The organism is Pseudarthrobacter sp. B907, assembly GCF_040137805.1.
In the GTDB taxonomy this organism is placed as follows: Bacteria; Actinomycetota; Actinomycetes; order Actinomycetales; family Micrococcaceae; genus Arthrobacter.
This window is the reverse complement of record NZ_JBEEQE010000004.1, coordinates 98,615-111,196: the sequence shown is the minus strand read 5'-3', so window position 1 is coordinate 111,196 and position 12,582 is coordinate 98,615. Positions and strand designations below refer to the sequence as shown.

Genomic DNA, 12,582 nt, shown 5'->3' with positions numbered 1-12,582 from the left:
CGGCAAAGTGCCCCCGGACCGCTGACAGGTGGGCCGGTGTGCCCACGAAACCCCGAAACCCCGGCTTTGTGACCCAGCGTTACCCCGCGTGAACGGGTGTTTCCGCACCGTTGTTCCGCCGGATGACGCCGCCCTATCGTCGATGCATGGCAATTCAGGACATTTACCCCACGGCCCTGCGCCTGCTCGGCCGCCGGGTGCTGGTGGTCGGCGGCGGCCCCGTCGCCGCGCGCCGCGCCAAGGGACTGCTCGACGCCGGCGCCCGGGTCACGGTCGTCGCACCCGCGGCCTGCCCCGCCCTGGACGACCTCGCCGCCGCCGGTCTGCTGGACTGGCAGCCGCGCCCCTACCGGTCCTCCGACGTCGACGGCGCCTGGTTCGTCCAGACGGCCACCGGCGACGCCGCCGTGGATGCGCAGGTCGCCGCCGACGCCGAGGAGCAGCGGATCTGGTGCGTCAACGCCTCCGACCACGAAGCCTCCGCAGCCTGGACCCCCGCCGTCGCGGTCGTGGACGACGTCAAGATCGCCGTCAACGCCGGGGGAGACCCGCGCCGCGCCATGGCCCTGCGCGACGCCGTCGCCACGGCCCTGGAAACCGGGGACCTGCCGCTGCGCCGGCACCGCGCCCGGGCGGACGCATCTGCCGGCACCGTTGCCCTCGTGGGCGGCGGGCCCGGCGGCTCCGGGCTGATCACCGTCCGCGGCCGGCGGCTCCTGGGCCAGGCCGACGTCGTCGTCGCGGACCGGCTTGGTCCTCGGGACCTGTTGGCAGAGCTGGCGCCCGACGTCCGCGTGATCGAGGTCGGCAAGACCCCCGGCCACCACCCCGTCCCGCAGGCCGACATCAGCCGGATCCTCGTGGACGAGGCCCTCGCCGGCCACCGGGTGGTCCGGCTCAAGGGCGGCGACCCGTACGTCCTGGGCCGCGGCGGCGAGGAGGCCGAGTTCTGCCGGCAGCACGGCGTCGAGGTCGAAGTGGTGCCCGGCGTGACCTCGGCGGTCTCGGTACCGGCCGCCGCCGGCATCCCGGTCACACACCGCGGGCTCGCCAAGGGCTTCAGCGTGGTCACCGGCCACGAGGAACTCGCCGAAGTCCCGGCCCGCGCCGACCACACCGTGATCCTGCTCATGGGGGTGGGCCAGCTGCGCGCCTCCGCGGCCTCCCTGGCCCGGGCCGGTTTGCCAGCGGAGACGCCGGTTGGCATCGTAGAGAATGGTTATTTGCCGAACCAGCGGGTGACCATCGGAACGCTCGGGACCATCGCGGACCAGGCGGAAGCCGCGTCCGTCGCGAATCCCGCCGTGATCGTGATCGGCGACGTGGTCCGCGTCAGCCCGTTTGCGCCGTCGCACTTCAAGACGGCGGACTACGGCACCACAACCCCGAACGCCCCGCGCGTCGCCGCCCAGAACCGAGTACCGACCCCGTAGCCTCCCAACTAACTCGCAGATCAGGCCGTTTTGAGCCCTCAAAACGGCCCCAAGTGCCAGTCAGTTGGGTCAGTGACAGAAAAAGGAACATCGCCGTGTCAACGAACACCCCCGTAGGAACCGCCGTCCGCCCGTTGCGCGTCGCCGTCGTCGGCTCCGGCCCTGCCGGCGTCTACGCCGCGGACATCTTGACCAAGAGCGAGGCCGTCAAGAGCGGCGAACTGACGGTCAGCATCGACCTCTTCGACCGCTACCCGGCGCCCTACGGCCTGATCCGCTACGGGGTGGCCCCCGACCACCCGCGCATCAAGGGGATAGTCAATGCCCTGCATAAGGTCCTGGACCGCGGCGACATCCGCTTCTTCGGCAACGTGGACTACGGCACGGACCTCACCCTGGAGGACCTCCGCACCCACTACGACGCCGTCATCTTCGCCACCGGGGCCATCAAGGACGCGGACCTGAACATCCCCGGCATCGAACTCGAGGGTTCCTTCGGCGGCGCCGACTTCGTCTCGTGGTACGACGGCCACCCCGACGTGCCCCGGGACTGGCCGCTGGACGCGAAGGAAATCGCCGTGATCGGCAACGGCAACGTCGCCCTCGACGTCGCCCGGATGCTCTCCAAGCACGCGGATGATCTCCTCGTCTCCGAAATCCCGGACAACGTCTACGCCGGCCTGAAGGCCTCCCCGGTCACCGACGTGCACGTCTTCGGCCGCCGCGGCCCGGCCCAGGTGAAGTTCACCCCGCTGGAACTGCGCGAACTCTCCCACTCCAAGGACGTCGACATCATCCTCTACGCCGAGGACTTCGAGTTCGACGCCGAATCGGACCGCCAGATCCAGAGCAACAACCAGACCAAGACCATGGTGGGCACGCTGACCAACTGGATCGCCGAGCAGCCCGAGGACCTCTCCGAGCTCACGGCCTCCCGCCGCCTGCACCTGCACTTCCTGCACAACCCGGTGGAGGTCTACGGGGACAATACCGGCGACGCCGGCACCCCCGGCCGCGTCGCCGGCATCAAGTTCGAACGCACCGAGCTCGACGGCACCGGCAACGCCCGCGGCACCGGCGAGTTCGTCGACTACCCGGTCCAGGCCGTCTACCGCGCGGTCGGCTACTTCGGCTCCGCCCTGCCCGAGGTCGAATTCGACCACAGCAAGGGCGTCGTCCCCAACGACGGCGGCCGCGTCCTGGACGCCGCCGGGACTCACGTGCCGGGCATCTACGCGACCGGCTGGATCAAGCGCGGCCCCGTCGGGTTGATCGGCCACACCAAGGGCGACGCCCTGGAGACCGTGACGCACCTGCTCGAGGACCGCGGGGACCTGCCGCTGGCCGCGGCACCCGAGCCGGAGGCGATCGCGGAGCTTCTGGCGGGCCGCGGCGTCGAGTACACCAGCTGGGAAGGCTGGCTGGCCCTGGACGCGCATGAACGCTCCCTCGGCGAGCAGGCCAGTGCGGCCGGCGAGTCGCACGGCGTCGCCGTCCAGCGCGAGCGCATCAAGGTGGTCCCGCGCGAGGACATGGTGGAAATCTCCCGCGGCGGGGTGGCCGCAGAGGTCTGATCCCCGAACAAAAAGCAACGCGGGGTCACTTCGCGCCCATTCCGCCGGGAATTATGGGCCGTAAGTGACCCCGCGTTGTTCGTAAAGACGCGAAATCCTGCCGGTAATCAGTAGGCTTACCGTCATGGATGAGCAGCGCACGCAAACCGCCGGTCAGGGTGTCCGCCGATGAGGCTCCGTCACAGCAACGCGTCCGGCCGCGGGTACCGCCGGGTCGCGGCTGGCGCCGGCTTCAGCTACAAGGACCTGGACGGCTCCACCCTCCCACCCGGCCCGGTGCGGGACCGGCTGGAAAGCATCGGGATCCCGCCGGCCTGGACCGATGTCTGGATCGCGCCCTACGAGAACGGCCACATCCAGGCCACCGGGGTCGACGCGGTCGGCCGGCGCCAGTACATCTACCACCCCAGCTGGCGGGAGCGGAAGGACCGGCTGAAGTTCGACCGTTCGCTGCAGCTCGCCGAGACCCTGCCGTCCGCGCGGCGGCTCGTGACCTTGGACCTGCGCTCCGAAGGGCTCACGCGGGAGCGTGTGCTCGCGGCCGGGTTCCGGATGCTGGACAGCGGATCGCTGCGCGTGGGCTCCGAGCGGTACACCAACGAGAACGGCAGCCACGGCCTGGCCACCCTGCTCTGCGCGCATGTGAAGGTGCGCAAGGACGAGCTCCGGCTCAGCTTCCCGGCTAAAAGCGGCAAGACCTGGGAGTCCCGGATCGACGACGCCGACCTGGCCGACGTCGTCCGCTCGCTCAAGCGCCGCGGCGGCAACGCGCGCCTGCTCGCCTACAAAAACGGACGCAGCTGGCATCCGGTCACCAGCGCGGAGATCAACGACTACGTCAAGGAGCGCACCGGCGGGGACTTCACCGCCAAGGACTTCCGCACCCTGCGCGGGACGGTCGCCGCGGCCGTGAGCCTGGCCCGGAGCGGACCGCAAGCTAAGGTCTCGGCCCGGAAACGCGCCGTGAGCCGTGCCATGGTGGATGCGGCAGCGGTGCTGGGGAACACGCCGTCGATCGCCCGGAAGAGCTACGTGGATCCCCGGCTGCTGGACCACTTCGCAGCGGGGGAGACCATCGACCCGCAGCGGCCGGACTCAGCCGAGTCGGAGATCCGGGCACTGCTGTACCAGGAAGGCTCGGTCGTCCCGCTGGGCTGAGCGGCTACATCCGCCCGAACCTCGCACGGATCAGGGCGAACACGCCGTAGGCGATGAACCCGGCGCCGATCGCCAGGAGCAGGAAGGGCCCGAACGGGTGGTGCTGCAGCGCCTTGAGGCTGCCGTCCAGCCCGGTGGACGAGCCCGGGTCGTTGGTGGCCGCGGCGATCACGAACAGCAGCCCGGTGAGGACCAGCGCCAGCCCCTTGGCGACGTGGCCGGCAACCCCCAGGGCACTGACGAGGTGGCCGCGGTGGGTTCCCTCGAAGTGCCGCAGTTCCTCCTTGAACTTCTTGCCCAGGCCCTTCACCACAAAAAAGACGCCGATCCCGCTCACCGTCAGGCCCAGGCCGATCAGCAGCGGCGCACCCAGTGGCCGGTTCATCAGGGCCTGGCTGAAGGCGGCGGTGGAATCCCCTGAGTCGCTGCGGACCCCGACGGCGAAACTGGCGAAGGTGAAACCGACGCTGCCGTAGGCAATGGCCAGGAAACCAGAGGAAACCAGTTTGCCCAGCCGTTGGCCGCGCGGCAGGTGCCGGGCCCGCAGGGTTGCCTCGCTCAGCTGCCACAGGGCGAGCCCGGCGCAGCCGATGCAGCCGGACCACGTCACCGCGGGGCCCCAGGGGTTGGCGGCGAGCTGTTCAATGGCGCCGGTGGGCTCGGCCTGGCCCGGCGCGCCCAGCACCAGCGCGACGGCGATCGCCCCGATGACGACGTGGAGCAGTGCCATCACGGCGAATCCCCAGCGCGCGACGACGTCCAGCACCCTGCTGTTGGAGGCGGCCTCCGCGGCATCGGCGGCATCGCCCAGGACGGCGTCCCGGTCCGGCTTCGCTGGCCAGCCCGGCAGTTTTCCGGTCAACCGTCTTCTTCCATGGCTACGAGCTTACGTGCCGCGCCGCCGGAACCCCGCCGGAAAGCCCGGGCTACCAACTTTTTGGTAAGTGTGCTTACCATATGCGCGGTGCGACCACGCAGCTGGCCGCACCAATCCGGATTCGCAAACACACGATAGGACGCTCATCATGGCAGGTAATCTTGTTGCCCGATCCATCCACGACCTGACCGCCGGCGCGTGGTTCGGCGGTTCACTGATGGGAGCCATCGGGCTGAACGGCGCGACGGCGGAGGCCAAGGACCCCACCGAGCGCACCCGGCTCTCCAGCCTCGGCTGGAAGAAGTGGGCCCCATACCAGACCGCGGCTTTCGGCGCGCACTTCCTCTCCGGCCTGGCCATCATGTGGGAGAACAAGGGCCGGATGGCCAAGCAGGACGGCGTGACGCGGCTGAGCGTCTACAAGTCCGTCGTCACCCTGGCCGGTGCCGCCGTGACGCTGTACGCCGGCCTGCAGGGCGCGAAGGTGGACAAGCTCGCGGCCGAAGGCGGCAAGGGCGCCACGGAGCCCAAGCCCGGGGCCTCGGAGGAGCTCCGGTCCGCCCAGCGGCAGTTGAAGGTCCTGCAGTGGGCCATCCCGGTCTTCGCCGGCTGGGTGATTGTCCTCGGTGCCAAGCACGGTGAGATGCAGCGGCCCAAGAACGTCTTCAAGGGCCTCGCCCGCTAGGACAACGCAACGCGGGGTCACTTCGCGCCCATGCCGGAGCTCCGGATGGGCCGTAGGTGACCCCGCGTTTCCTGTGTCTGCAGGCGCGGAAGGCGCGTCAGCGGGGGTGGCGGGCGCTGAGCCGTTGGACGGCCAGCGCCAGCCACAGCTGCACCCGGTCCGCGGTCTGGGCCGGGTCGTAGCCGGTCAGCTCGGTGATCTGGGCCAGCCGGTAGCGGACCGTGTTCCGGTGCAGCGTCAGCTCTTCGGCGACGGCGGCCACCGAACCGTTGTTGGACAGGTAGCTCTCCAGCGTGGTCATCAGTTCGGCGCCGTGGGCGGCGTCGAACGTCCGGAGCGGGTTCAGCGACTCGTTGGCCATGTCCGCCAGCGGAACGTCCTCGCTGGCCAGCAGCAGCGAGGTCAGGCTCAGCCGCTCCGGTTCGTTGACGGGCAGTCCGTGGCTGGCCGCGTCGCGGGCCTCGAAGTAGCTCCAGCGCAGCCCGTTCGGTTTGGTGTAGGCGCCGCCAATGCCGATCGTGGCATGAATACCCGCCTCGGCGAGGTGGTCGATGAGGCTCCGCGCCAGCGCGCTGGCGCCGCTGCCGTCGTCGTGCACCAGCACCACCAGGTCCTTGCCGACGACGGCGGTCACCGCCGCAGCGAGGGGCTGCGGCAGCGAGGAGCTCCCCAGCTGCTTGGCGTGGGCGGCCGATTCGGCCAGCAGCACCACGTTCTTGCGGGTGCTGTTGACGCCGATGCCGGCCAGACGCCGGGTGGCCTCGGTGGGCTCCAGCGTCCCGTGGATAACGTCCTCGAGCACCTGCCCGGCCAGGGCCCGCTGCGCCTGGCGCTGCTTGACCATGTTGTTCAGTTCCACGCTGATCAGGTTCTGCGCGTAGCCGATGATCCCCGAGTCCTCGAACGGGTGCCGCACCCACAGCGTGCAGGCGTCCCGGCGGCCGGTCGGGATCGGGTAGGAGGCCCAGCCGTCCGCGGTGGGGGAGGGGCCGCCGGCTGCGCTGTTGTAGAGCTGGGCGGTGAACTGCGTCAGGACAATGTCGGTGCGCAGCATGGAGCCCAGGTGCTTGAGCAGTTCGGCCAGCCCGCCGCCGGTCAGCAGGGCGCGGGCCAGGACCTGGTGCCCGGCGATCAGGCGCTCCAGCTTGGCGTAGTGGTCCGCGGACTGGGCGTCGGCGACGAGCTTGCCGATCGCGATGAAGGGCGTTTCGTAGGGCACTTCGACCACCGGCAGGCCCCAGCGGTTGGCCTCCGCGACCAGGGCCGGGGGCACCGCCTCGTGGGTGAGGCCGATCCCGAAGCCGATGCCGACCGCGCCGGCGCGCTGGACCTGGCGCACAAAGCGGCGCTGCTCGGGCGCGCTCCGCAGCCGCATCCCGGTGGTGAGAACCAGCTCCCCGCCGTTGAGGAAGCGCTGCGGGTCCTCCTGCTCGGTCACCGCGACCCAGTGGATGTCCTGGTGCCAGGTGGTCTCCGCGAGACCTGCCTTGGTCAGCTTGAGGGACGGCACCCCCACCAGGGCCGCGAGCGAAATTGCCATGGAATCAGGATAGCCGGGCGCTGGTCAAGCGCACTAAATCACTGCGACTTCGGTGTGCAGCTGCCTATTCCACGGCTTGCGCGCCTCGCATAGGCTCGGAGCAGTCGCAGATCCCTTCCCCCTGCCTTCGCCAGGCCAGCACGAAAGAGGTTGTACACCGTGGTTCAAACCTTGCAGAACTTCATCAACGGCGAGTTCGTCACCCCCGCCGGGACCGCCCTGCTGGACATCGTCAACCCCACCAACGGCGAGGTGGTGGCCAAGTCGCCGGTCTCGGTGCAGGCCGACGTCGACGCCGCCATGGCCGCCGCGAAGGACGCCTTCGCCAGCTGGAAGCACGTCACCCCCGGCCAGCGCCAGCTGATGCTGCTCAAGCTCGCCGACGCCGTGGAGGCCAACAGCGACGAACTCGTCGAAGCCCAGCACCGCAACACCGGCCAGGTCCGGTCCCTGATCGCCGCGGAGGAAGTAGCCGCCGGCGCGGACCAGCTGCGCTTCTTCGCCGGAGCCGCCCGCCTCCTGGAAGGCAAGTCCGCAGGCGAATACCTCGAGGGCCACACCTCCTACGTGCGGCGCGAACCGATCGGCGTCGTCGCGCAGGTCGCCCCGTGGAACTACCCGTTCCTGATGGCGATCTGGAAGATCGGCCCCGCGCTCGCCGCCGGCAACACCGTGGTGCTCAAGCCCTCCGACACCACGCCCGAATCCACCCTGGTCCTGGCCCGCCTCGCCGGCGAGATCCTCCCGGCCGGCGTGCTCAACGTCGTCCTCGGCACCGGCGAGACCGGTTCCCTGATGGTCGAGCACAAGATCCCGGGCCTGGTCTCGATCACCGGGTCCGTGCGGGCCGGCATCGCCGTCGCCTCCGGAGCCGCCAAGGGCCTCAAGCGCGCCCACCTGGAACTCGGCGGCAAGGCCCCCGCGATCGTGTTCAAGGACGCTGACATCAAAAAGAGCGCCGCCGCCATCGCCGAGTTCGCCTTCTTCAACGCCGGCCAGGACTGCACCGCCATCACCCGGGTCCTGGTCCAGGACTCCGTGCACGACGACGTCGTGGCCGCCATGGTGGAGCACACCAAGACCCTGCACACCGGCTCGCAGAACGACGAGGACAACTACTTCGGCCCGCTGAACAACGTCAACCACTTCAACGCGGTCACCTCCGTCGTGGAGCACCTGCCGGCGAACTGCAGGATCGAGACCGGCGGCCACCGCGCGGGGGAGAAGGGCTTCTTCTTCGAGCCCACCATTGTCACCGGCGCCAAGCAGACGGACGACATCGTGCAGAAGGAAACGTTCGGCCCGGTCATCACCGTGCAGAAGTTCAGCACCGAAGCCGAGGCGATCGAGCTGGCCAACGACGTCGACTACGCCCTCGCTTCCAGCGTCTGGACGACGGACCACGGCACCGCCATGCGGGTCAGCCGCGACCTGGATTTCGGCGCCGTCTGGATCAACACCCATATCCTGCTCACCGCCGAGATGCCCCACGGCGGCTTCAAGCAGTCCGGCTACGGCAAGGACCTCTCGATGTACGGCGTCGAGGACTACACCCGCATCAAGCACGTCATGAGCGCGCTGGACGCCTGAGTCGTTTCACGACCCAGAAGCACGGCTCCGCGCACAACCAGCACGCAAGAAAGGCTCTCCCATGACCACCACAGCAAACGACATCACCTACCGCCTCGAGCAGAAGCGCCGTGTCCAGGCCGACTTCCCGGGCCCCAAGTCCGCCGCCCTGACCGAGCGCCGCAAGGCCGTCGTCGCGTCCGGCGTCGCCTCCAGCGTCCCGGTCTACGTCGCCGACGCCGACGGCGGCATCATCCACGACGTCGACGGCAACTCGTTCATCGACCTTGGCTCCGGCATCGCCGTGACGAGCGTCGGCGCCTCGGATCCCGCCGTCGTCGGCGCCGTCAAGGAGGCCGTGGAGCACTTCACCCACACCTGCTTTATGGTCACCCCCTACGAGGGCTATGTCGCCGTCGCCGAGCAGCTGAACCGCCTCACCCCGGGCGACCACGAGAAGCGCACCGTGCTCTTCAACTCCGGCGCCGAGGCCGTGGAAAACGCCGTCAAGGTGGCCCGCCTCGCCACCGGCCGGGACGCCGTTGTCGCGTTCGACCACGCCTACCACGGCCGCACCAACCTGACCATGGCGCTGACCGCTAAGGCCATGCCGTACAAAACCAACTTCGGCCCGTTTGCGCCCGAGGTGTACCGGATGCCGATGAGCTACCCGTACCGCGAGGAAAACCCGGAGATCACCGGTGCCGAGGCCGCCAAGCGCGCCATCACCATGATCGAGAAGCAGATCGGCGGCGAGTCGGTGGCCGCGATCATCATCGAGCCGATCCAGGGCGAGGGCGGCTTTATCGTCCCGGCCGAGGGCTTCCTGCCGGCCCTGGTGGCCTGGGCCAAGGACAAGGGCATCGTCTTCATCGCCGACGAGGTCCAGTCAGGCTTCTGCCGCACCGGTGAATGGTTCGCCGTGAACCACGAGGGTGTTGTCCCGGACATCATCACGATGGCCAAGGGCATCGCCGGCGGCATGCCGCTCTCGGCCATCACCGGCCGCGCCGAGTTGCTCGACGCCGTCCACCCCGGCGGCCTCGGCGGCACCTACGGCGGCAACCCGGTCGCCTGCGCCGCCGCGCTGGCCTCGATCGGCTCGATGGAGCAGTACGACCTCAACGCCCGTGCCCGCCACATCGAGGAAATCGCGCTCGGCAAGCTGCGCGAGCTCGCCATCGAGCTCCCCGTGATCGGGGACGTCCGAGGCCGCGGTGCCATGCTCGCCGTCGAACTGGTCGAGGCCGGCTCCAAGGAACCGAACCCGGAGCTGACCAAGGCCGTCGCCGCCGCCTGCCTCAAGGAGGGCGTCATCATCCTCACCTGCGGGACCTACGGCAACGTCATCCGGCTGCTGCCGCCGCTGGTGATCAGCGACGAACTGCTGCTGGACGGCCTCGACGTCCTCGCCGCGGCGGTCCGCGCCCACGCCTAGCAGCGCGCCCGGCACCGGCCGGACAAAGGAGCCGCGGACCGCAGGGTCCGCGGCTCCTTTGTTGTCTCCGCGGAGGGCCGCAAAGTTCCGCCCTAATCCCGGCGCCGCTGGGCTAGAGTCGTTCCTACCACTGCAGGAACGCAGACCGGCCGACGTCGCCCGGAGACCCGGAGCCAAGCTGGATTCTGCCCCAGACCCGTAAGGGGTTCTTAGATGCGATACGTAGTTGGCTACACACCCAACGACCGCGGCGCCGACGCCGTCGCGCTGGCTTCGGCCATGGCCCGGGCACAGGGCGCCCACCTGGACCTTGTCCACGTCGTGGACCGGAACACCCCGTATGTCGCGCTGAACCCGCAAGGGAACCGGGTCAGCGCGGCGGAGCAGGCCGTCCTCACCGCCGAACGGCAGGGGCTTGCCCTGGTTCCGGAGGGCCTCGACGCCAGATTCCACGTACGCCAGGCGGACTCCTTCGCTGCGGGCCTGATCGATGCCGCCCTCGAGTACCGCGCTGGCCTGATCGTGGTGGGCGCCGCCAGCAACGGCCTGTTCAAGCGCTACAGCGTCGGCAGCGTGGCCAACGCCCTGCTGCATGCTTCCCCCGTCCCGGTGGCCCTGGCGCCCCGCGGGTACCGGCGCACGGACCCGATCAGCAGGCTGACGCTCGCCGTCGGCCGGCGCACCGGAGCCGAGGCCGCGATCGACGTCGCGATTCAATCCGCCGAACGCCGCGGAGTGCCGCTTCGCCTGGTCTCGCTCGTGGAACTGGATGCCGAGGGCGACGGCGGCGAAAACGTCAACGCCGCGCACGTCCATGCCAACACCGTGCTCAAGGCCGCGGCCGAGCGGCTGCCGGCCGGGCACCACGTCAGCGTGGAGGTCGCCCACGGCCGGACCATCGAAGAGGCCATCGACGACCTCGAATGGGACGACGCGGAAATCATGATCGTCGGATCGTCCCGGCTGGCGGAGAAGAACAAGCTGTTCATCGGGAGCACGGCCAACAAGGTGCTCCGCGCCCTGCCGGTTCCCATGGTTGTGGTGCCGCGCGACTACGTCCGCATCGACAGCAGCCCGGAGGACTGAGGGCCGGCGCCGCCGCTACCGGGATCCGGCTAGGCGGCGGCGCGGGCCAGCCGGCGGGTCACGGCGTTCTTCCGGGTGGTGAGCAGCATGTCCGCCGTCAACACCAGCAGGGCCAGCCAGACGACGCCGAAGCCGATCCAGCGCTCCGGCGTCATGGCCTCCCGGAACACCACCAGGGCCACGATGAACTGCAACACCGGGGCGAAGTACTGCAGCAGCCCGATCGTCGTCATTGGCAGCCGGCGCGCGGAGGCGCCGAAGAACAACAGCGGGACCGCGGTAATGACGCCCGAGGCGGCGAGCAGCCAGAAGTGCCCGGCGCCGTTGCTGGTCAGGGTCGCGGCCCCGGTCGTGGCCAGGACGATCATGGTCACCCCGGCGAGCGGGGACAGCACAATGGTCTCCACCGAAAGGCTGGTGATCGCGTCCGCCCGCGGTCCCACGCGTTTCTTGACGAAACCGTAGAGGCCGAAGCTGAAGGCCAGGGTCAGCGCGATCCACGGCAGCTTCCCGTAGGAATACGTCAGCACGCCCACGGCAACGAACCCGATCCCGACGGCGGCCCACTGCAGCGGCCGCAGTTTCTCTTTCAGGACGAAAACGCCCAGCAGCACGGAGACCAGCGGGTTGATGAAGTAGCCCAGGGACGTTTCGACGGCCTGGCCGGTGGTCACGCCGTAGGTGTAGGTCAGCCAGTTGACCGCGATCAGCGCGGCCGCCAGTGCGAGCGGGCCGATCACCGTGCGGTTCCGGAACGCCGCGCCGATCACCCGCCAGGAGCGGGTGACGGTGATCAGCAGGATGCAGAACAACAAGGACCACACCACCCGGTTGGCCACGATTTCGACGGCACCGGCCGGGTGCAGCACAAAGAAGTACAGCGGCAGCAGCCCCCAGAGCCCGTAGGCGCCGACGCCGAACAGGATTCCCGCCGTCGTATCCTTGTCCACGGCCTTAAGCTCGCCCGGCTTCGCGGCGGCGGCTCCGGCGGCGGCTCCCGTGGCGGGAACGTCGGCGGGGGCCACGGCGCCCGGCGACGTCAGGGCGGCGGGGGCAGGGGATCGGTCCGAGATAGGCACAAGATCAATAACACCACCCCCGGTGCGCCTATTCCTGCCGGCAGGCACGGCAGGGCGCAGCCGGAGCCTGCGATTTCGGTCACGCACGGAGCGATGAAACCGCCGGGGACATTTAGAATGGGGGACTGTGCGCTCCAACTTGC

The 12,582-nt window shown here is 69.5% G+C and carries 10 protein-coding genes; 7 read left to right on the top strand and 3 right to left on the bottom strand.

The window, feature by feature from the left end; translation table 11 throughout:
• Positions 1-146 precede the first annotated feature (146 nt).
• The 3 genes from cobA (at position 147) to ABLI39_RS04915 (ending at position 4,165) form a co-directional block, all read left to right on the top strand.
• On the top strand, positions 147-1,433 hold the full coding sequence (gene cobA / locus ABLI39_RS04925; protein ID WP_349412311.1) for a uroporphyrinogen-III C-methyltransferase: 1,287 nt from the start codon (positions 147-149) through the stop codon (positions 1,431-1,433).
• 95 nt (positions 1,434-1,528) lie between these two features.
• Positions 1,529-3,007: an FAD-dependent oxidoreductase gene (locus ABLI39_RS04920; RefSeq protein WP_349412310.1), complete on the top strand. Its 1,479-nt coding sequence runs from the start codon at positions 1,529-1,531 to the stop codon at positions 3,005-3,007.
• Positions 3,008-3,175: 168 nt separating this feature from the next.
• Positions 3,176-4,165 carry a DNA topoisomerase IB gene (locus ABLI39_RS04915; RefSeq protein ID WP_349412309.1) on the top strand — a complete coding sequence of 330 codons (990 nt, stop codon included), beginning with the start codon at positions 3,176-3,178 and terminating at the stop codon, positions 4,163-4,165.
• Positions 4,166-4,169: 4 nt separating this feature from the next.
• Here ABLI39_RS04915 and ABLI39_RS04910 read toward each other — a convergent pair whose 3' ends face one another.
• Positions 4,170-5,027, bottom strand: a complete 858-nt coding sequence (locus ABLI39_RS04910; RefSeq protein ID WP_349412308.1) for a DUF1206 domain-containing protein — start codon at positions 5,025-5,027, stop codon at positions 4,170-4,172.
• 163 nt (positions 5,028-5,190) lie between these two features.
• On the opposite strand from ABLI39_RS04910, the gene ABLI39_RS04905 reads away from it, so the two are divergent.
• Positions 5,191-5,727 (top strand): hypothetical protein, encoded by a 537-nt coding sequence (locus ABLI39_RS04905; RefSeq protein ID WP_349412307.1) that lies wholly within the window; start codon positions 5,191-5,193, stop codon positions 5,725-5,727.
• A 97-nt stretch (positions 5,728-5,824) separates the two neighbouring features.
• On the opposite strand, the gene ABLI39_RS04900 is transcribed toward ABLI39_RS04905, so the two are convergent.
• Complete coding sequence (locus tag ABLI39_RS04900; RefSeq protein ID WP_349412306.1) at positions 5,825-7,267, bottom strand: PucR family transcriptional regulator; 1,443 nt, start codon at positions 7,265-7,267, stop codon at positions 5,825-5,827.
• A 159-nt stretch (positions 7,268-7,426) separates the two neighbouring features.
• On the opposite strand from ABLI39_RS04900, the gene ABLI39_RS04895 reads away from it, so the two are divergent.
• The 3 genes from ABLI39_RS04895 (at position 7,427) to ABLI39_RS04885 (ending at position 11,360) form a co-directional block, all read left to right on the top strand.
• Positions 7,427-8,857 carry an aminobutyraldehyde dehydrogenase gene (locus ABLI39_RS04895; RefSeq protein WP_349412305.1) on the top strand — a complete coding sequence of 477 codons (1,431 nt, stop codon included), beginning with the start codon at positions 7,427-7,429 and terminating at the stop codon, positions 8,855-8,857.
• Between the two features lie 61 nt (positions 8,858-8,918).
• Positions 8,919-10,274, top strand: coding sequence for a 4-aminobutyrate--2-oxoglutarate transaminase (gene gabT, locus ABLI39_RS04890; RefSeq protein WP_349412304.1), 1,356 nt, complete (start codon positions 8,919-8,921; stop codon positions 10,272-10,274).
• A gap of 213 nt (positions 10,275-10,487) precedes the next feature.
• On the top strand, positions 10,488-11,360 hold the full coding sequence (locus ABLI39_RS04885) for a universal stress protein (protein WP_349412303.1): 873 nt from the start codon (positions 10,488-10,490) through the stop codon (positions 11,358-11,360).
• Between the two features lie 29 nt (positions 11,361-11,389).
• On the opposite strand, the gene rarD is transcribed toward ABLI39_RS04885, so the two are convergent.
• Complete coding sequence (gene rarD, locus ABLI39_RS04880; protein WP_502935187.1) at positions 11,390-12,448, bottom strand: EamA family transporter RarD; 1,059 nt, start codon at positions 12,446-12,448, stop codon at positions 11,390-11,392.
• Positions 12,449-12,582 lie beyond the last annotated feature (134 nt).

What these genes read in the sequence shown, in the direction of transcription:
- ABLI39_RS04905 (WP_349412307.1), top strand. Translation starts at nt 5,191, where the DNA reads ATGGCAGGTAATCTTGTTGCCCGATCCATCCACGACCTGACCGCCGGC.
- ABLI39_RS04915 (WP_349412309.1), top strand. Translation starts at nt 3,176, where the DNA reads ATGAGGCTCCGTCACAGCAACGCGTCCGGCCGCGGGTACCGCCGGGTC.
- ABLI39_RS04885 (WP_349412303.1), top strand. Translation starts at nt 10,488, where the DNA reads ATGCGATACGTAGTTGGCTACACACCCAACGACCGCGGCGCCGACGCC.
- ABLI39_RS04900 (WP_349412306.1), bottom strand. Translation starts at nt 7,267, where the DNA reads ATGGCAATTTCGCTCGCGGCCCTGGTGGGGGTGCCGTCCCTCAAGCTG.
- gabT (WP_349412304.1), top strand. Translation starts at nt 8,919, where the DNA reads ATGACCACCACAGCAAACGACATCACCTACCGCCTCGAGCAGAAGCGC.
- cobA (WP_349412311.1), top strand. Translation starts at nt 147, where the DNA reads ATGGCAATTCAGGACATTTACCCCACGGCCCTGCGCCTGCTCGGCCGC.